The organism is Streptomyces actinomycinicus, from assembly GCF_016741775.1.
Classification (GTDB): Bacteria; Actinomycetota; Actinomycetes; order Streptomycetales; family Streptomycetaceae; genus Streptomyces; species Streptomyces actinomycinicus.
In genome coordinates this window covers 326,625-345,026 of sequence record NZ_JAERRK010000006.1, presented here as the reverse complement: position 1 = coordinate 345,026, position 18,402 = coordinate 326,625, and the positions used below count along the sequence as shown (strand labels likewise).

Genomic DNA, 18,402 nt, shown 5'->3' with positions numbered 1-18,402 from the left:
AAGATGCTAGGGCCGCGGCCGGGCTCCTAGGCGGACACCCGCTCCGCCCGCCGGAGAAGCCCCGCGGCCAGCAGCCCGCCCAGGAGCACGGCGACGGCCCCGACCAGCTGTCCCGTTCCCAGACCGGCCGACAACGACTTCCCGGACGCCACGGAAGAGCTGAGGACGGCCCCCAGGACGGCCACACCGAGACCGTTGCCGAACTCGGCGAGGGTGCCGTTGACGCCGGCCCCCACCCCGGCCTTCTCCGGAGGGATCGCGCTCATGACGGCGTGTGCCATCGCCGGGTTCGCGACAGCGCACCCCGCACCGATCAGCACCAGTCCGAGCAGCGTGCCCGCGTAACCCCCCGGGTCCACCTCCGCGATGCACACCAGGCCCGCGGCCATCACCACCATGCCCAGCGCGATCGACACCGGCGTGCCCAGCCGTGCCGACCACTTCGCCGACAACCCGGTGAAGTTGAGCACCACCACCGTCAACGCCAGCGGCGCCGTGCGCAGACCGGCCTCCAGCGGCTCGTAGCCGAGTACGGACTGCAGGTGCTGCGTCAGCAGGAACAGCGCGCCGCCCATGCCGAAGGTGATGAGCACCGCGCCGGCGACCGCGCCCGTGAACCGCCGGTCCCGGAAGAAGTGGAGGTCGAGCATCGGCTCGTCCACCCGGCTCTCCCACCACGCGAAGCACCCGAGGACCAGCACCGCGACGGCCGCGGAGGCGAGCACACGCGCCGACGTCCAGCCGTGCCCGGGCCCGGAGATGATCGCGTAGACCAGCGCGGCCATGCCGATGGTGGACAGCAGGGCGCCGAGCAGATCCGGGCGGTCGCCGCGACGGTGCTTCGACTCGGGTACGAGGACCGCCACGGCGATCAGGCCGAGTGCCGCGACCGGCAGGTTGATCAGGAAGATCGCGCCCCACCAGAAGTGGTCGAGCACGAAGCCGCCGATCAGCGGTCCGCCGGCGAAGCCCAGCGCGTTGACCGCGCTCCAGATGCCGATCGCCTTGGGCTGCTCTTCGGGCGCGAAGATCTGCATCGCCACGGCCAGCGTGGTGGTCATCAGCAGCGCGCCGCCGATGCCCATCCCGGCCCGGGCGGCGATCAGCCGGCCGGTGGTACCGGCGAGCCCGGCGACGAGCGAGCCGATGCCGAACAGGGTGAGCCCGGTGAGCAGCATCTTCTTGCGTCCGTAGCGGTCGGCGGCGCTGCCCGCGCTGAGCAGCAGGCCGGACTGCACCAGCGAGTAGGCGTTGATCATCCACTGGATGTCGGAGGTGTCTGCGTGCAGTTCGCGGGTGAGCGAGGGGATGGCCACGTTCAGGACGGTGTTGTCGAGCAGCACGGTGAGCTGCGCGAGGCAGATGACGCCGAGGATCAGCCAGCGCTGGGGATGACCTTGGGGGCCAGACATGCCGTACACCGTATAGCGACAGCTATACGGTGTACAACACGGTTTTCCGGGCCACCGCGTCAGCCGGACGCCTTCTGCGTGAGGTCGTAGAACGTTGCCGAACCGGCCGTCACCTTCTGGAAGTTGCTCTGGACCCATGAGCTGATCCGGGAGGCTGTGCCGCTGCCGGAGCCACCGCCCGGTCCGGCGCCACCGCCCGCGATGAAGTAGTGGATCTTCCCTTCCGCCACGTACTTCTTGAACTGGGCGAGCGTCGGGGACGGGTCGGTGCCGTTGAAGCCGCCGATCGCCATCACCGGGTCGCCCGTGGCGAGTTGGTAGCCGGCCGCGTTCTGGCTGCCGACGGAGGCGGCCACCCAGGTGTACCGCGCGGCGTTCTTCTCCAGCAGCCTCCGGGCCTCGGCGGAGACGCTCGCGCCGTTCAGCAGGCCGCCGGAGCCGCCCATGCCGCCCTCGCCCGTCCCGCCGCCGGGGAAGCCGTTGCCGTTCGGCCCGCCCGGTCGCCCCTGCTGCCCGGGCTGCATCTGGCTGGGGCCGTTGCCGTTCTGCTGGCTCCCGCCCGGCATGCCACCACCGGGTCCGCCGGCCCCCGGAAAGCCGGCACCGGGACCGCCCAGCCCGCCCTGCTGACCCTGCTGGCCCTGCCCGCCCTGCTGGCCCTGTCGGCTGGGCATCGCGCCGCCGAAGCCGCCGCGCACGCCGCCACCGCCGGGGCCGCCGCCGGGGCCGCCCATCATGCTCGCGCCCGCCGGGCCGGCCGTGACGATCGAGCCCGTGTGGCCCTCCTGCAGCGTGCTCAGGGTGTACGCCGTCGGTCCGGCCAGCGCGGCCACCAGACCCACGGCCGCCGCGCCGAGCGCGAGTCGCCGGGTGATCCGGCCCGCGAAGACCAGGCCGAACGCGGCGACCAGTCCGCCGGTCAGGACCAGCCACTTCAGCCAGGGCAGGTAGTCGGGGGTGCGGTTGAGCAGGACGTACCCCCAGGCCGCCGCCGCGACCACCGACACGGCGAGCGTGATCGACGCCCACGGCCGCCGCCGCCTCTCCCACAGCAGCCCGGCGCCCATGCCGGTCACGGCCGCGAGGTAGGGCGCGAGAGCCACGGTGTAGTACTGGTGGAAGATCCCCGCCATGTAGCTGAAGACCGCCATGGTCATGAGCAGCGAGCCGCCCCAGACCAGGAACGACGCCCGGGTGACGGAGGTCCGCCGCAGCTTCCTGGTGGCCACGAGCCCCGCGGCCAGCAGGATCAGCGCGGCCGGCAGCAGCCAGGAGACCTGGCCGCCGGTCTCGGAGCCGAACATGCGGTCCCAGCCGGTCTCGCCCCACCGGCCGGCGCCGTTTCCGCCGCCACCGCCGCCCATGCTGCCGGTCTCGTCACCGTTGAGCCGGCCCAGGCCGTTGTAGCCGAAGGTCAGCTCCAGGAAGCTGTTGTGCTGCGAACCGCCGATGTACGGGCGGGAGGAAGCCGGCCACAGCTCGACGACCGCGACCCACCAGCCGCCCGCGACGACCAGCGCGAGCGTCGCCGCGGCCAGTTGCCCGAAGCGCTTCCTCCACGGCACGGGCGCGCACACCGCGTACACGATCGCCAGCGGCGGCAGGATCAGGAACGCCTGCAGGGTCTTGGCGAGGAACGCGAAACCGATCGCGAGCCCGGCCCACACCAGCCACCTGGTGCGGCCGTCCTCCACGGCCCGCACGACGAGGTAGCAGGCCACCGCCATCAGCAGGGCCAGCATGGCGTCCGGGTTGTTGAACCGGAACATCAGCGCCGCGACGGGGGTGAGCGCGAGCACCGCACCCGCGGTCAGACCGGCCACCGGGCTGAACCGGCGGCGCACGGCGGCGTACACGACGGCGACGGTCGCCACGCCCATCAGCACCTCGGGGGCCAGGATCGCCCACGAGCGGAGGCCGAACACCCGGACCGACAGTTCCATCGGCCACAGCGAGGCCGGGGGCTTGTCGACGGTGATGGCGTTCCCGGCGTCCAGCGAACCGAAGAAGAACGCCTTCCACGACGTGCTGCCCGCCTGGACGGCGGCCGAGTAGAAGGAGTTGGCGTAGCCGGAGGCGCTGAGGTTGTGGAGGTAGAGCAGCAGGGTGGCGGCCAGCAGTCCGAGGAAGGCCGGGCGCACCCAGCGGGGGTCCTCGGGACGGCCGCGCCACAGTCTGCCCGGCAGCGGCTGCCGGGGCCCGGCGGGCCCGGGACGCCGTTCCGGCGCGGTGCGGGGCGGGACCCAGCCTCCCGTGTCGCTCCGCGGGGTGGCCGGCGGGTCGTGGTGCGTGGTCATCGGGCCTCCCCCGGATCGGTGTGGTGCGGGCGCACCGGCTGCGGGTACGTCCGGTCGCCGGACTGTTCGTACGGGCCCCGGCCCGGGAAGACCCAGGCGCGCAGGAGCAGGAACCGCAGCACGGTCGCGGCGAGGTTGGCGGTGATGAGCACCGCCAGCTCGGTGGAGTGCGCCGGGCTGTCGGTGGCCGCGTTCAGGGCGGCGAGCGAGCCGCTCGTCAGGGCGAGGCCGATGCCGAAGACGACCATCCCCTGTGCCTGGTGCCGGACGGCTCCGCCCCGGCCGCGCACCCCGAAGGTGAGCCGGCGGTTGGCCGCCGTGTTGGCCACCGCGGAGACCAGCAGCGCCCCCGTGTTGGCCACCTGCGACCCGCCGAACTGCCGGAAGACGCCGTACAGCAGCAGGTAGAAGAGGGTGGACAAGCCGCCGACCACGCAGAAGCCGACCAGCTGGCGGGCCAGACCGGTGGGCACGTCGGTCAGTTCGCGGTCCCGCGGGTCGTCACCGAAGGGCCGGGTCAGCCGGTCCAGCGGCAGCGAACCGGTGGCCAGGGCCCTGCCGACCCGCCAGACTCCCCTGAGGTCGTCGGTGGCCGTCCGCACGATGTGCACGGTGGAGCCGGGGTCGTCGACCCAGTCGACCGGCACCTCGTGGATCCTCAGACCCGCCCGCTCGGCGAGCACCAGCATCTCGGTGTCGAAGAACCAGCCGGTGTCCTGCACCAGCGGCAGCAGCACCTGCGCCACGTCACGCCGGACCGCCTTGAAGCCGCACTGCGCGTCCGAGAAGCGGGCCTGCAGCGAACCGCGCAGGATCAGGTTGTAGGCCCGGCTGATGAACTCCCGCTTGGGGCCGCGTACGACCCGGGAGGTGCGGGCCAGCCGGGAGCCGATCGCCAGGTCGGAGTGACCGGAGATCAGCGGCGCCACCAGCGGCAGCAGGGCGTTGAGATCGGTGGACAGGTCGACGTCCATGTAGGCGAGGACCGGCGCCTCGGACGCGGACCAGACGGTCCTGAGGGCACGGCCGCGGCCCTTCTGCTCCAGGCGGAAGGTGCCGACCTCGGGGATCTGCGCCGCCAGCCGCGCCGCCACCAGGGGGGTGGTGTCCGTGGACGCGTTGTCGGCGATCGTGATGCGGAACGCGTAGGGGAAGGTGCGCGTGAGGTGCTCGTGCAGTCTGCGGACGCACGGCTGGAGGTCTTTCTCCTCGTTGTAGACGGGGATCACCACGTCCAGGACAGGCGTACCGGCGTCTTTGGCCGGGAGGTGCTCCCGCGCCGGCAGGGGGCCGGGAGAAGAGTCGGTTCGCATGGCACCGACTCTCGTCAGAGCCCCTGTCGTGCCCATGTGGTGGTGCTGTGCCGTGCCTGTGGATGCGACTGCCGGTCCGGTTCGGGCGCCGGCCGGGCGGCGGCCGGGGCGAGCGCGGGCAGGTGCACGCTGAACACCGTGTGTCCGGGCACGCTGTCGACGGTCACGGCACCGCCGTGCGCGGTGGCCACCGCCTGCACGATGGCGAGTCCGAGTCCGGTGGAGCCGGTGGCCCGGGAGCGTGCGGAGTCCCCGCGGGCGAACCGTTCGAAGACGTGGGGCAGCAGGTCCGCCGGGATGCCCTGCCCGTCGTCCTCGACGTCGACGCACAGCCACGGCCCGCGCCGCTGCACGCGCGCGGTGACGGTGGTACCGGGTGGCGTGTGATTGCGGGCGTTGCCCAGCAGGTTGACCAGCACCTGCTGCAACCGTGCCGCGTCCGCCGACACCAGGGCCGGCTCGTCGGGCAGCTCGAGGCGCCAGTTGTGGTCCATGCCGGCCGCGCGGGCGTCGCTGACGGTGTCCACGACGAGCGGGACGAGATCGGTGTGCCCGAACTGGAGCGGGCGCCCGGCGTCCAGCCGGGCGAGCAGCAGCAGGTCCTCCACGAGGAGGGTCATCCGCCCGGCCTCGGACTCGATCCGCCCGAGGGCGTGCCGGGTGTCGGGGCCGACCTGTTCGCGCCCGCGCCGGGTGAGTTCGGCGTAGCCGCGGATGGAGGCGAGCGGGGTCCGCAGCTCATGGCTGGCGTCGGCGACGAACTGCCGTACCCGCGTCTCGCTCTGCTGGCGGGCGTGCAGCGCGCCGTGCACGTGGTCCAGCATCCGGTTGAGCGCGGCACCGACCTGGCCGACCTCGGTGTGCGGGTCACACTCCGACTCCGGGACGCGCTCGCTGAGGTTCACCTCGCCGCGGTGCAGGGGGAGTTCGGAGACCCGGGTGGCGGTGGCGGCGACCTTGCGCAGGGGGCGGGTGGCGACGCCGACGATGACCGTGCCGGCGAGGGAGGCGGCGAGCAGTCCCGCGGCCGTGACACAGACCTCGACCAGGATCAGGGTGTCGATGTTGTCGTCGACGTCCTTGGTGGGCAGGGCGACGTAGTAGGCGCCGGTGTGGTCCTGGCTCTCCTTGTACTGGACGCGGTAGTCCCCCAGACCGGGCAGCTCCGCCGTGTGCGCCTCGCCGTCCCTAGGCACGTGCGCGAGGGCCCGCTGCTGCGCGGCGGTGAGGGCGACGGTGTCCATCTCGCGGAACCTGTCGTAGCTGTCGTTGCGCTGCACGGCCTTGGCCGCGCCGGCGACCGTTCCGTTCCGCACGTACGCGGCGACCGTGCTCGGCTGCGTCGGGCCGACGGTGAGCAGGCGCTTGATCCACTCGCCCGGCGTGAGGGCCTTACCTGCCGAGGAGCCGGGCTCGGCCGGGGCGCCGGGTGACGTGCCGTCGGGGTTCTGCAGGTGCCCGCCGCCCGCGGCACGCATGGCGATGTCGCGGACCTTGTCGTCGAGCTGGTCGTACAGATGCGTCCGCAGCGCGAGCGTGGTGACGGTGCCGATCACCGCGCAGACCACGGCGATCAGCACCACGGACGCGACGACGAGCCGGGTCCGCAGGGTGCGCGGCCGTCCTGACCCCGCTCCCGGCTTCGCCCGGGCGGAGGGACCCCCGTGGCGCCTCCGCGGACGCGGCCGTCGCCGTCCGGTCATGACGCGGCGGGCTTGATCAGGTATCCGGCACCACGCCGGGTGTGGATCATCGGCTCGCGTCCGGCGTCGATCTTCCGCCGCAGGTAGGAGATGTACAGCTCGACCACATTGGCCTGGCCGCCGAAGTCGTACGACCACACCCGGTCCAGGATCTGCGCCTTGCTGAGCACGCGCCGCGGGTTGCGCATGAGGAAGCGCAGCAGCTCGAACTCGGTGGCGGTGAGATGGATGGGCTCACCGGCCCGCGAGACGTCGTGGCTGTCCTCGTCGAGGGTCAGGTCCCCCACGGCCAGCACGGAGTCGGACCGCCGGTCGGCGGCGCCGGACCTGCGGATGAGCCCGCGCAGCCGCGCGACGACCTCCTCCAGGCTGAACGGCTTGGTGACGTAGTCGTCGCCGCCGGCCGTGAGCCCGGCGATACGGTCCTCGACCGCGTCCTTGGCCGTGAGGAAGAGGACGGGCACGTCGGGCAGTTCGCGGCGCAGCCGGCCGAGGACGGTCAGCCCGTCCATGTCCGGCAGCATCATGTCGAGCACGACGGCGTCGGGCCGGAACTCGCGGGCCGTCCGGACGGCTCCCTGCCCGTCCCCCGCGCTCCTGATCTGCCAGCCCTCGTAACGAAGGGCCATGCTCAGCAGTTCGGTGATCGACAGCTCGTCGTCCACCACAAGCACGCGGACGGGGCTCCCGTCCGGCCTCAGCAGTTCGGTGCGCCCCTGGGGCGAGGTCGTGGTCATGGTGGACACCCTGTCGGCGCCCTCTGAGAGGAGACTTTCCAGAATCTGTGATTTCCCTGAGAAACACAGGTACCTCTCAGGCGACGCCTGGGCGGCTCTCACGGGCGCGTGAACGCGTGACTGTGCTCGACGCGGGCGATGTGGATCACGTACCGCTCGTACCATTGTTCCCGGCCGCGGCTCTTGGCGTCGACGTGCTCGGGGTGCCGCCGCCAGTGCTCGATGCCGGCGAGGTCGCGGAAGTAGGCGACGCTGATGGAGAGTCCGCCGGGGGTGTGGGCGGCGTCCTCGCCGAGGAAGCCGGGGACGTCCCGTACGAGACGGGAGAGGTGCTCGGCCGTCGTGCCGTACCCGGCGGTGTCGTCATCGGTACGGGTGGCGGTGAACACGACGGCGTAGTAGGGCGGTTCGGGAGCCGGGGTGGGCTGAACCGGTGCCGCCGCCTGACCGTTCGGCGCCCTGTCGCCGGGTGCCCTGTCACTCGGTGCCCTGTCACTCGGTGCCCTGTCGCTCGGCGCCCTGTCGCTCGGTGCCTGGTCTTTGGTGGCCTGACCGTTCGGTGTCCGGACCTTCGTGGCCTGGCCTTTCGTGGCCTGGCCGTTCGGTGTCCGGGGGTTGAGTGGCTGCTCGCCAAGTGTCTGATCGCTCATGCGTCCACGCTCGCCGGACGGCCCCTCGGCGTCCATGGGCCTTGCCGAACGGGATCCGTAAGGGATCCAAGTCTTTGCCCGGGCCTCAGAACAGACCCTCCTGCTCGCGTGCGAACGGCCGGAGCGGAAAAGTGAGTTCCGCGTGCGCAGGGGCGGCGGGCACCAGCTGCCAACCGGTCATCAGCCGGGTGTCGAGGACGACGACCCCCCGTCCGGCGACCCCCAGATGCAGATCGGGCCCGGCCGCCGCGACCAGCTCCCCGCACACCGCGCCACCCGGAACCAGCTCGACCACCTCACCGAGGGCGGCGGGAACACCCGCCATCCCGAACACCCGCATGTGATCGGTGACTTCACACGGCTCCGGGCGCAGGGACTCCGGCCACCCGGCGAGCGCCCCGGCCCGTGCATGCAGCTCCCGCACCTCGGCGGCGCGGGCCTCCTTCGTGTCCGGCAGCGCCGACCGCACCGCGCGCTTCTCGGCGTACGGAATCCGGTCCGGCACCTGCAGCGCGGCCCGCAGCAGTTCCTCGGTGCGCCGCGCGGCCATCAGCGGACCGGTGCCGAGCCAGCTGAAGCAGACGGCGCCCTGCTCCAGCAGCCGGGCCGGCCCGCGCTCGACGGCGGTGATCCCGACCTTGACCATCCCCGGCCCGAACCACGCGAGGTACACCCGGTACGGCCGCGGGTCGTCGGCGACCGTGTCGGCGGCCACGGAGTGCGCGCGGTCCAGCCGCCCGCACTCCTCGCAGCGGGCGCCCCTGCTCCGCCCCGGCACGACGGCCCGCACCGGGCAGGCGTGCCCGCGCGCCCCCACGCACGTACGCACTCCCCCCTCCGGGACCGCGAAGGCGACCCGCTTCCCCCAGGGCAGCGCACTGCGCCGGCCGCCGTCCCAGCCCAGCACGGGGCCGTCCGGCGACCAGCGCAGCCCCGAGCACTTCCACATCCGTGCCATCACTTGCGAGGGTAGAGGCCGGGTACGACAACGGGCGGGGGAGACGTTCGGCTACTCGACAGGTGACAGGTGGACCGGTTCAGCGGGAACCGCTCCCAGCACCGGGACGGGGACCGGGAGCGGGAGCGGGACGGGGACCGGGAGCGGGAGCGGGACGGGGAGCGGGAGCGGGACGGGGACCGGGAGCGGGAGCGGGACGGGGACCGGGAGCGGAACGGGGACCGGGAGCGGGAGCGGGATCGGGATCGGGACCACGGTGCGCCGCCCCGTCCCACCAGCCGGCACCCGACGCACCCGGGATGTTCCTGCCGGGCCTGTGTGTCCCGCACCCGCACGCCCCATTCCGCCCGCGGCCGCACCCCCCAGTGGCTTGTCCCAGCCGGCCAGGTGCAGGGCTCACGTCAGCAGAGCGCTCTTGACTCGGGTCGCGACGGTTGCTGTACCTCGCTGCTGTACGCCGGAAAGGGCTCTGCTTGGATCGGCCCATGATTTCCGTTGACACCCCGGATGAGACGCAAGAAAAGGCAGAGCTTGCGGTCTGGTTCGGCGGAGCGTCCTTGGCGTTCTGGTTCTGCTGTCCGTTCTGGATACTGGTCAGCTTCGTCGCGCTGCCCCTGGCACTCGTGGGCCTGGTGAGGTCCTTTGTCGAGTACCGCGCATCGAAGTCGGGGCGAGCGAACAGGACGCGAGCAGTAGTGGGTGGTGTGTCGTCCCTCTTGGGGGCGGCAGCGGCGATCGCCTACATGATCTTTCTGGCCATCCATCCCGATCTTCCCGTCCAGGGGTAGCGGCCTCGTCGGAGACCCACCGCTTCAGGAGTGAGGTGGGAAGCCTCGGCGGCGCCGGATCAAGCCGGGGTCTGTGGTCGCGGCGGGGCGCTTCCTGGCCGATTCGGCCGCCCATGAAGATCCGCGAAGCCGGCGAGGAAGAAGTGCGGGCCGCCCTCGGCAGGCTCTCCGATGCCATGGGGCGGCGCCGGCTGATGCCGTTGATGGGAATATGTTTCAAGCGCTCCCGCAGACGGTTTTCACGCGAGTCAAGAAGTCAACCGAGGTACGGCCCATCTCGATTCTCCAGGAAGTGGCGGATCCGGAGACGCTGCGTGTGGTGCATCGGCAGCTGATCGATCTCCTCCGGCTGGACGAACCGCAGCTCCGTTGACTCGTCCGAGATCGCGAGCCGGCCCCCGATCACGCGGGCGGTGAAGCAGACGTTGAACTGCCTGCGCACCTCACCGTCCGAGTAGGCGATGACGTGGCGAGGGTCGGTGTACGTGCCCACGAGCCCAGTGATCTCTACGTCCAGTCCGGTTTCTTCCTCCACCTCGCGGACGGCCGTTCCCGGGAGTGAGTCGGTCATCTCCATGCCGCCACCTGGCAGCGCCCAGAGATCGTTGTCCCGTCGACGCTGAAGGAGAATGCGCCCTTCGTCGTCGGTGACCACGGCGGACGCTGCGACCACCAGGCTGTTCGGCTCCGGTGCCGCTGGGTCGTCGTAGTACTCGGTCCGTGCCATGGTCACCCTTCTCGTACCGGCGTCGCGGTCTCCCACACCGCGTCGAAGCTGCTGGCGTAGGTGTCGAACATGCCGCCCTTCCCGCTGCGCCGGAGATGCCACACGGGAGCGCCGTAGGCGTTCACGCCCCAGACATGAGCATTGACCAGTGCTTGGTCATCCGCACGATAGGTCGAGTTGTAGAGCGTGGTGGCATGGGTGCGCACCTCGATGCCAGGTACCCCGGCAAGGGGGCGGTAGTGCATGAGGGCGAGTCGGCAGCGGGACTCGATCCCGTGGCCGAACCTCTCCTCCGCGCCGCGCTGTTGGACTTCGTACCGTCCGGGTCGCCGATCGCCAGGGGGGGCAGGACAAGGCCTCGTCTTCACACGAACAGGGCGCCGACGGTCCGGACGATGACGACGGAGCGGCTGGCGTCCTCATAGCCGTTTGATCGAGTCCGCACTCACCAGTTAGGTCGAACTGACGGCGCCCATCGTTCCGGCCCAGCGATTCACGGGAAGGGCAGAGGAGGAAAGAGCGGCAGAAAGGTGGAAGCGTGCAGGCCAGTATCGGAGACAGGCTCCTTGTCCACGGTCGGAACGTGGGGCAGCGGGATCGCACCGCAGAGATCATCGAGGTGCTCGGGGTGAACGGGGGGCCTCCGTACCGGGTCCGTTTCGAGGACGGTCACGAGACGCTCATGAGTCCAGGCCCAGACACTGTCGTCCGTCCCGCGTTCGAGGACTAGGCAGCGATCCAACCCGGCGGCTGCCGTAAAGCACTGCCGCGCACGCAAAGCCAGAGGCCCTGCGGATCACTCCACAGGGCCTCTGATCTGATGTGCACTCGGCAGGATTCGAACCTGCAACCTTCTGATCCGTAGTCAGATGCTCTATCCGTTAAGCTACGAGTGCTTGTTCTTTTGTTTTGCCTCCGCTCCCGGCCCTTTCGGCCCGCTCGCGGCGACAGGAAGAACATTACATGACTGCCGCCGTCATGTGAAATCCGATCCGCACACCCCTTGTGACCTGCGAAAACGCCCCGATCAGGTGGCAGCGGGCCGGAGGCCGGACAACGCCGAAGCCCCGGTCCTGGGGACCGGGGCTTCGGGATCGGTGCGGAGGCGGAGGGATTTGAACCCTCGATGGGCTTTAAGGCCCAAACCGCATTAGCAGTGCGGCGCCATAGACCGGACTAGGCGACGCCTCCAGCACAACCGCTCACGCGAGCGCGCGAGTGGTGCGTGCAGATGATGACACAGGCGAGCGCCCTGTCACCAATCGCCCCCTACGGTACTAGGCAGTCGGGCCACAGGGCAAAGCCTTCACCCGTGGAGCGGGTGGTGGGGGCCGTCGGCGGCATTCCGGGGAGCGCAGGAGCCCGCCGGGAGGGGGAGAGGGAAAGGCGGGGAGCGGGAAGAGGGCGGGGCCCAGGGGCGTAGGGAGAAGACGGGGCCCAAGGGCACCGGGGGGGGAAGACGGGGCCCAGGGGGTGCAGGGAGAGGGCGGGGCCCGGGGCGCGGGAGGCGGGCAGGGGAGAGCGGAGGGCGCGGGGGCGCAACGTCTCGGCGGGAGCGGCGTTGGACAGGCCATGGTCTCTGTACTGCCGGACAGCGGACGGCGCCTCCTGCTGGCCTCCCTCGCAGCCGTCGCCGCCGTCGCCCCCCTCGTCCCGCTCACCGCCGTACCCGCCGCCGCGGCCGGTGCCATGCCGCCGCCCGTCCGGCCCGAGGACCGGAGTGATCACCTCACCGTCGTGGTCCGGCACGCCGGTGCCGGACGGGACGGGACGTACGAGGTGTCCTGCCACCCGGGAGCCGGCCGGCACCCGGACGTCGCCGGCGCCTGCCGGGCGCTCGACGAGCACACCCGCTGGGGGCGGGACCCCTTCGCACCGGTGACCCCCGGCAGCACCTGCACCATGCTCTACGGCGGCCCGGCCACCGCGCACGTCACCGGCACCTGGGCCGGGCGCCCGGTCGACGCCCGGTACGACCGCAGCGACGGGTGCCAGATCGGGCGGTGGGACCGGATGGTGCCCGTGCTGCCCGAAGCGGGCGCGTCCGGCTAGCCGCCGGAGGCCCCGGAGATCTCGGGCGGACGCATTGGTTCCGTAAAGGTCCCGCGGAGGTCTCGGGGATCCGGACGTGCGGTCACGCGTTCGGCGTCACTTCCTCGTGGGACCTCCCTCTCATCCGGCGTCGCGAGCGCAACGTGTGCGCTTAGACTCCCTCGCGTGACACGTCGCGGGCCGGTTGGCAAGATGGCCCGAGCGGTCGGCAAGGTGCGGTAACAGGGAGGAAGGCGTCTCGTGAGCAGCAGGCCATCCCGAGGCGCTGCTCGCCTCGCAGCCATACTCGACGCGCTGCCGGACGCGTTGGTCCTGGTCAACGCCAACGGCACCGTCGTCAACGCCAACACCATCGCGTTGGAGGCCTTCGAGGCGCCCGGCACGGCGCTCGTGGGCCGCGGGCTGCTCGATCTGCTGCCCCACTTCGACTCCAGGCTGATCCCCGGGTCCATGCGGCGACCCGATCACATGGACCCCCGGGGGCGGACGAAGCCGACCCGGATGATGGCGCGGCGGACCGACGGCAGTGAGTTCCCGGTCGAGGTCACCAGCGCGAATCTGGAGAACGGGCAGCAGGCGTACGACGGTTACGGCTACACCGGCGACGAGCTGCTCATGATCGTGGTCCGGGACCTGTCCGGGACCGTCGACACCGAGGCGGAGCTGGCCCGGTCGCAGCGGCAGACCGAGATGATCCTGCGGGCCGCGGCGGAAGGCGTGGTCGGGACCGACACCGACGGGCGCATCGTGCTCGTCAACCCGGCCGCCGCCCAGATACTGGGTTACCGGGCCGGCGAGCTGGGCGGCAAGGAGCTGCACACCCTGGTGCTGCACTCGCGTGCCGACGGTTCACCGTTCCCGTACGAGGAGTCGCCGCTCGCCGACACCCTGCGCTCCGGGCGCAAGCACCGGGTGCGCGGGCAGGTGCTGTGGTCCAAGGGCGACGAGAAGGTCTCGGTCGATCTGACCACCGCGCCGGTGCGGGACGGGGACCAGCTCGTCGGCGCCGTGATGACCTTCACCGACCGGCGGCCGTTCGACGCCCTGGCCGAGGAGAAGGACGCGCAGGAGAAGGCGCACGCCGAGGAGCTGGAACGGCTCTCCGAGGAACACTCCTCCGACCTGACCGCACTGCGCCAGCAGCACGTCACCGAGGTCGAGGAGCTGCGCGAGAAGCACGCGGAGGAGCTGGCGTCCGGCGAGGAGCGGTACGCGGCGCTCGCCGAGCGGGAGAAGGACCGGTACGAGGCCCTCGCCGGGCGGCACGAGCAGCTGCTGACGCTGCTCGCGCAGTCGCTGCGCGGGCCGCTGGACGAGCTGCGCCGCGAGCTGGCCGCCCTGGCCGCCGACGACGCCGGGCAGCTGTGGCCCGAGGCCAACCAGGTCCTGCACCACCTGTCCGCCGGCTACTCGCGCATCACCACCCTCATCGACAACGTCCTCGGCTACCAGCGGCTGGACGCGGGCAGCGAGGACATCACCCGTACGAAGGTGATGCTGGACGCCGTCGTCGCCGCCGGTGTGGACGGGGCCGTCGAGCTGATCGGGCCGGGACGGGTGCAGTTCGCCGTGCACGCGCCGCCCATCGAGGCCGAGGTCGACCCGCAGCGGCTCGCCACCGCGCTCGCGCATCTCGTGGCGGACGTCGCCGGGGTCGACGCCACCGGCAACACGCCCGTCTCCGCGGGCGGTTACCTGGACAACACCGTCGTGGTCGCCGCCGCGCAGCGCGGTGCGGTCGCGCGGATCGAGGTGCGCGGCCCGTACGCCGGGGGAGACCCGGTGCACGAGCCGATCGTGCGGGGCATCGTGCGCGCCCACGGCGGGGTGCTGCAGACGCACGAGGTGCCGGGCATGAGCGGCAGCGCGTACGTGCTCGAGGTGCCGCTGGGCGGTGGAGCGGGGGCGGTCGCCACGGCCGCCGCTGCCGCCGCACAGGTGCCGGAGGCCGGTGAGGCCGCCGCGGAGGACTCCGGCGCGGCCGAGCTGGGGACCGGCGGGGGCCGGCGCCGCGCCCGGCGGGCCTCCACCGACGCCTTCCTGGAGAGTGACGCCGCCGGAGCCGGCGACGCCGGTGACGCGGAGGCGCCGGCGCCGACCGGTCGGCGCCGGCGCCGGGCCGGCGCACCCGCGGAGGAGGACGCGGCGGTGCCGGCCGAGGCTCCGGAGACCGCGTCCGGCGGGACCGGACGACGCCGTGGCCGGCCCGCCGGGACCGGCGCCGGTGACGGGCCGGACGCCGGTGAGGACCAGGGCGAGGGGGTCACCGAGGGGGCCGTGGTGACCGCGGCCGAGCATGCCGCGGGCGCGGCTGCCTCCCACGCGGGGCTCGGTGCCGCGGTGCCGCCGCAGGGCGTGCCCACGCCTTCGGGCCGGCGTGCCCGACGTGACTCCGGTGGCCCGCAGGCCGCTCTGCCGCCCGCCCTTCCCGCGGCCGGCGGCGATCCGGCGCCGGGTGCCGAGGCGGTTCCCGCGGACGGTGGGCAGCCGACGGGTCGCCGACGGCGAGCGCTGGCCGCCGCGGCGGAGCGGGCCGCGGCACAGGAGGCGAGCGGCGCGCGCACGGTCTTCGCCCTCCCGCCCGCCGAGGCAGACAGAACCCCCAACCCCACGCCCACCCCGGCCGGCATGGGCGTCCCTGCCGACATGGGCGTCCCTGCCGACATGGGCGCCGACCGCACGGCTCCGGCCCCGGGCACCGGGGTTCCCGTACCCCCGGGCGCCGGTGCACCGGTCGCTCCGGGTACCAACGCCGGGGGGCCTGTGCCGCCCGGCGCGGACCCCGGGTTCGCGGTACCTCCCGGCGCCGGGCACCTCGTACACCCCGGTGCCGGTACGCCGGCCGCTGCGGGCACGAACCCAGAGGGGGCCGTGCCGCCGGTCGCTCCGGGTACGAACCCCGGGGGTGCCGTGCCTGCGGGCGCCGGGCTCCCCGTACACCCCGGTGCCGGTGTGCCCGGTACTCCCGGTGCTTCTCTTGCTCCTGGTGTGAGCCCCGGGGCTCCTATGCCGCCGGGCGCGAACCCCGGATCGCCGGTGCCTCCCGGCGCCGGGCTCCCCGTCCCGCCGGCTGCCGGTGCACCGGTCGCTCCGGGTACGACCGCCGGGGCTCAGGCACAGCCCGCCGCCGTGCCGGGCGGTGCCGTGCCGGGCGGTGCCGGGCCGCTGCCCGGTCAGGTGCAGGTGCCCGCGCAGCTGCCGGTGTCCGCCCCGGGCGTCCCGGGCGACGACGACGGCCGGCACGACGCAGTACCGCTCGACCAGGCCGAGGACCACACCCCGCCGCAGCCGCACCCCACCAGCGCCCCGACCGGTCGGCGCCGCCGGGCCGTGGCGCAGCCGGACGGATCCGCCCAGGGGCTGCCTCCGGGTGCGGCGCCCGTGGCCGTTCCCGGACTGCCGGTGCCGGGTCAGACGACTCCCCCGCAGGCTTCCGCCCAGGGCACTCCGCAGTCCGCGCAGGCGGCCCCGCAGCCGCTTCCGGTGCCGGGCGTTCCCGGTCAGGTCCCGCATGAGGCGGCCGTATCGTCGCCCTCCGGCGGGGCGGCCCCGGCGGGCCCCGGTGTTCCGGCGCAGGGGACGGCCGGGCAGGGCATCCCCGTCCAGGGCGGACCCGTGCCGCCCACGGGGCAGCCGTCCGCCGCGGTTCCCATGGCCGGGCCGACGGCACCCGCCGCCCAGAACGGCGCCGCCGTACAGGGTGGTGCCGCCGTACAGGGTGGTGCCGCCGTACAGGGTGGTGCCGCCGTACAGGGTGGTGCCGCCGTACAGAACGGTGCCGCCGTACAGAACGGTGCCGCTGTACACGGCGGTCCGGCGCAGCCCGCCGTACCCGCCCAGGGCACGGCCTCCACACCGACGCCTCAGCACACGGCCACGCCGGCCCACGGCACCACCGCCCCCGGCACCGCCGCCCAGGGGCAGCAGTACGCGGCCGTACCGGCCCAGGGCGCCCCAGGACAGCCGGTGACCGCGCAGTCCGCGCCCGGCGTACAAGCCCAGGCCCCCGGCGTGCAAGCCGCCCCCGGCGTACAAGCCCAGGCCCCCGCCGGGCATCCGGGCACCCCGCCGGCCGGTACCCCGGTCGCGGTGCCAGGTGCCCTGCCGCTGCCCGACGAGGCCGGGCAGGCCGGTCCGGTGCCGCCCGGTCCGGTGCCGCCCAGCGTTCCCCAGCAGTGGCCGGGGGCCGATGACACCGCCGGTGGCGGTACCGCCCCGGCGCACGGGGCCGTGTCGCCCGGTGGGCGGCCACAGCCGGCGGCACAGCCGTTGCCCGCGGAGGCCGCGGGCTCGGCGGCGGCCGACCCGGACTCCACCCAGGGGCGGGCGATCAGCGTCCGCACCCTCGGTCAGGGCGTGCCGTTCGCGCGGCAGGCCGCGCAGGTACAGCAGCCGACGGCGACCCCGCCGCCGCACGCGCCGGGCGGCTCGGGCCGGCGGCGCAAGCTGGGCACGCGGCCCGACCCGGCCACGCGTCCGGAGCCGCAGCAGGAGCAGGCGGCCCGCGCGCATCCGGCGGCCCAAGCGGCGCCCGCGCAGCCTTCGCTCGGCGGACAGCAGTCCCTGGCACGGCCCCCGCTCAACGGACAGCAGGCCCCGGCACAGCCCTCGCTCGGCGGACAGCAGCCCCTGGCACAGCCTTCGCTCGGCGGACAGCAGCCCTTGGCAAAGCCCTCACTCGGCGGACAGCCGGGGCAGCAGACGTCCCTCGGCGGACAGCCCGGGCAGCAGACGTCCCTCGGCGGACAGCCCGGGCAGCAGGCGTCCCTCGGCGGACAGCCCGGGCAGCAGGCCTCGCTCGGCGGGCAGCCGGTGGCGCAGGCCTCGCTCGGCGGGCAGTCGCGGCCGGTGCCGGGTACCGAGGGGGCCGGGCGGTCGTACGCCATAGGTGCTCCGGAGCCCGATGCCGTCGAGGGACCTGAGCCGCTGGACGGTCCAGGTGGGGCCGTCGAGGTCGCGGACACCCCGCGCCCGCAGCCGCTGGACGACGAGCTGCCGCCGGAACCGCTGGACAACCCGCGCCGGCTGCTGGTGTGGCCCGCGCCGGACATCACCACCCAGCAGGCGCTGAGCGACCGTGGCTACCGGCCCGTCATCGTGCACTCGCGCGAGGAGGTCGACGCGCAGATCGCGGCGTTCCCCGCCGCCCTGTTCGTGGACCCGCTGACCGGACCGATCACACGGACGGCGCTGCAGTCGCTGCGCCAGGCCGCCGTGGCCGCCGAGGTGCCGGTGCTGGTCACGGCCGGGCTCGGGCAGGCGACGCGTGAGGCGGCGTACGGCGCCGATCCGGCCGTCCTGCTGAAGGCGCTGGCTCCGCGGGACAGTGAGCAGCATCCGCCGCGGGTGCTGCTCATCGAGGAGCACGCGGAGATCGCGCTGGCGCTGACCTCGACACTGGAGCGGCGCGGAATGCAGGTGGCGCGGGCCGCGAACGACAACGACGCGGTGACACTGGCCGGCCAGTTCCGGCCGAACCTCGTCGTGATGGACCTGATGCAGGTACACCGCCGACGGGCCGGGATCGTCGACTGGCTGCGCGCGAACGGGCAGCTCAACCGCACCCCGCTGGTCGTCTACACCGCCGCCGTGGACCAGGCCGACCTGCCCCGGCTGGCCTCGGGCGAGACCGTGCTGTTCCTCGCCGAGCGGTCCACCAGCACCGAGGTGCAGAGCCGCATCGTGGACCTGCTGTCCCGCATCGGCACCAACTAGACGCCGGGCGGCGGCCGTACGTACGGCCGCCGCCCGGCGGTGTCGCGGGC

12 protein-coding genes, 2 tRNA genes and 2 pseudogenes are annotated in these 18,402 nt (G+C 73.2%); 4 read left to right on the top strand and 12 right to left on the bottom strand.

The genetic code is table 11. From position 1 onward, the window contains the following. Positions 1-26 precede the first annotated feature (26 nt). The 8 genes and pseudogenes from JK359_RS15430 to JK359_RS40125 all read right to left on the bottom strand — a co-directional run. The gene (locus JK359_RS15430) at positions 27-1,412 is read right to left on the bottom strand and encodes an MFS transporter (protein WP_201835898.1); all 1,386 of its coding nucleotides are present in this window, start codon (positions 1,410-1,412) and stop codon (positions 27-29) included. Positions 1,413-1,471: 59 nt separating this feature from the next. Continuing rightward, positions 1,472-3,709 carry a glycosyltransferase family 39 protein gene (locus JK359_RS15425; protein ID WP_201835896.1) on the bottom strand — a complete coding sequence of 746 codons (2,238 nt, stop codon included), beginning with the start codon at positions 3,707-3,709 and terminating at the stop codon, positions 1,472-1,474. Then, positions 3,706-5,022 carry a bifunctional glycosyltransferase family 2/GtrA family protein gene (locus tag JK359_RS15420; RefSeq protein ID WP_201835895.1) on the bottom strand — a complete coding sequence of 439 codons (1,317 nt, stop codon included), beginning with the start codon at positions 5,020-5,022 and terminating at the stop codon, positions 3,706-3,708. Before JK359_RS15420 ends, JK359_RS15425 begins: the two co-directional genes overlap by 4 nt. Positions 5,023-5,036: 14 nt before the next feature. Then, positions 5,037-6,725: a sensor histidine kinase gene (locus JK359_RS15415; RefSeq protein WP_201835894.1), complete on the bottom strand. Its 1,689-nt coding sequence runs from the start codon at positions 6,723-6,725 to the stop codon at positions 5,037-5,039. Next, complete coding sequence (locus JK359_RS15410; protein WP_236677849.1) at positions 6,722-7,462, bottom strand: response regulator transcription factor; 741 nt, start codon at positions 7,460-7,462, stop codon at positions 6,722-6,724. Before JK359_RS15410 ends, JK359_RS15415 begins: the two co-directional genes overlap by 4 nt. Before the next feature lie 98 nt (positions 7,463-7,560). Further along, complete coding sequence (locus JK359_RS15405; RefSeq protein WP_201835893.1) at positions 7,561-7,851, bottom strand: antibiotic biosynthesis monooxygenase family protein; 291 nt, start codon at positions 7,849-7,851, stop codon at positions 7,561-7,563. 346 nt (positions 7,852-8,197) lie between these two features. Next, the gene (locus JK359_RS15400) at positions 8,198-9,070 is read right to left on the bottom strand and encodes a DUF2797 domain-containing protein (RefSeq protein ID WP_201835892.1); all 873 of its coding nucleotides are present in this window, start codon (positions 9,068-9,070) and stop codon (positions 8,198-8,200) included. Between the two features lie 260 nt (positions 9,071-9,330). Further along, a pseudogene (locus JK359_RS40125) lies at positions 9,331-9,466 on the bottom strand (HGxxPAAW family protein); the annotation flags it as partial. A gap of 89 nt (positions 9,467-9,555) precedes the next feature. On the opposite strand from JK359_RS40125, the gene JK359_RS15395 reads away from it, so the two are divergent. After that, positions 9,556-9,858: a hypothetical protein gene (locus tag JK359_RS15395; protein WP_201835891.1), complete on the top strand. Its 303-nt coding sequence runs from the start codon at positions 9,556-9,558 to the stop codon at positions 9,856-9,858. 256 nt (positions 9,859-10,114) lie between these two features. On the opposite strand, the gene JK359_RS15390 is transcribed toward JK359_RS15395, so the two are convergent. Together JK359_RS15390 and JK359_RS15385 are read right to left on the bottom strand one after the other, a co-directional pair. Continuing rightward, positions 10,115-10,585 carry an NUDIX domain-containing protein gene (locus JK359_RS15390; protein ID WP_201835889.1) on the bottom strand — a complete coding sequence of 157 codons (471 nt, stop codon included), beginning with the start codon at positions 10,583-10,585 and terminating at the stop codon, positions 10,115-10,117. Between the two features lie 2 nt (positions 10,586-10,587). Then, a pseudogene (locus JK359_RS15385) lies at positions 10,588-10,925 on the bottom strand (XRE family transcriptional regulator); the annotation flags it as partial. A 198-nt stretch (positions 10,926-11,123) separates the two neighbouring features. Between JK359_RS15385 and JK359_RS15380 the strand changes: the two are divergent. Then, positions 11,124-11,315: a DUF1918 domain-containing protein gene (locus JK359_RS15380; protein WP_201835887.1), complete on the top strand. Its 192-nt coding sequence runs from the start codon at positions 11,124-11,126 to the stop codon at positions 11,313-11,315. Positions 11,316-11,408: 93 nt separating this feature from the next. Here JK359_RS15380 and JK359_RS15375 read toward each other — a convergent pair. Beyond that, positions 11,409-11,481, bottom strand: a tRNA-Arg gene (locus JK359_RS15375). Between the two features lie 204 nt (positions 11,482-11,685). After that, positions 11,686-11,776: transfer RNA gene (locus JK359_RS15370), tRNA-Ser, on the bottom strand. Between the two features lie 381 nt (positions 11,777-12,157). On the opposite strand from JK359_RS15370, the gene JK359_RS15365 reads away from it, so the two are divergent. Both JK359_RS15365 and JK359_RS15360 read left to right on the top strand, forming a co-directional pair. Beyond that, a complete protein-coding gene (locus JK359_RS15365; RefSeq protein WP_201835886.1) occupies positions 12,158-12,637 on the top strand; it encodes an SSI family serine proteinase inhibitor in 480 nt (159 codons plus the stop codon). 240 nt (positions 12,638-12,877) lie between these two features. Continuing rightward, entirely contained in the window at positions 12,878-18,352 is a 5,475-nt protein-coding gene (locus tag JK359_RS15360; protein ID WP_201835885.1) for a PAS domain-containing protein, read from the top strand. Positions 18,353-18,402 lie beyond the last annotated feature (50 nt).

Coding starts and splice junctions, on each gene's coding strand:
- JK359_RS15420 (WP_201835895.1), bottom strand. CDS start 5,022: ATGCGAACCGACTCTTCTCCCGGCCCCCTGCCGGCGCGGGAGCACCTC.
- JK359_RS15425 (WP_201835896.1), bottom strand. CDS start 3,709: ATGACCACGCACCACGACCCGCCGGCCACCCCGCGGAGCGACACGGGA.
- JK359_RS15390 (WP_201835889.1), bottom strand. CDS start 10,585: ATGGCACGGACCGAGTACTACGACGACCCAGCGGCACCGGAGCCGAAC.
- JK359_RS15410 (WP_236677849.1), bottom strand. CDS start 7,462: ATGACCACGACCTCGCCCCAGGGGCGCACCGAACTGCTGAGGCCGGAC.
- JK359_RS15395 (WP_201835891.1), top strand. CDS start 9,556: ATGATTTCCGTTGACACCCCGGATGAGACGCAAGAAAAGGCAGAGCTT.
- JK359_RS15415 (WP_201835894.1), bottom strand. CDS start 6,725: ATGACCGGACGGCGACGGCCGCGTCCGCGGAGGCGCCACGGGGGTCCC.
- JK359_RS15400 (WP_201835892.1), bottom strand. CDS start 9,070: ATGGCACGGATGTGGAAGTGCTCGGGGCTGCGCTGGTCGCCGGACGGC.
- JK359_RS15430 (WP_201835898.1), bottom strand. CDS start 1,412: ATGTCTGGCCCCCAAGGTCATCCCCAGCGCTGGCTGATCCTCGGCGTC.
- JK359_RS15365 (WP_201835886.1), top strand. CDS start 12,158: ATGGTCTCTGTACTGCCGGACAGCGGACGGCGCCTCCTGCTGGCCTCC.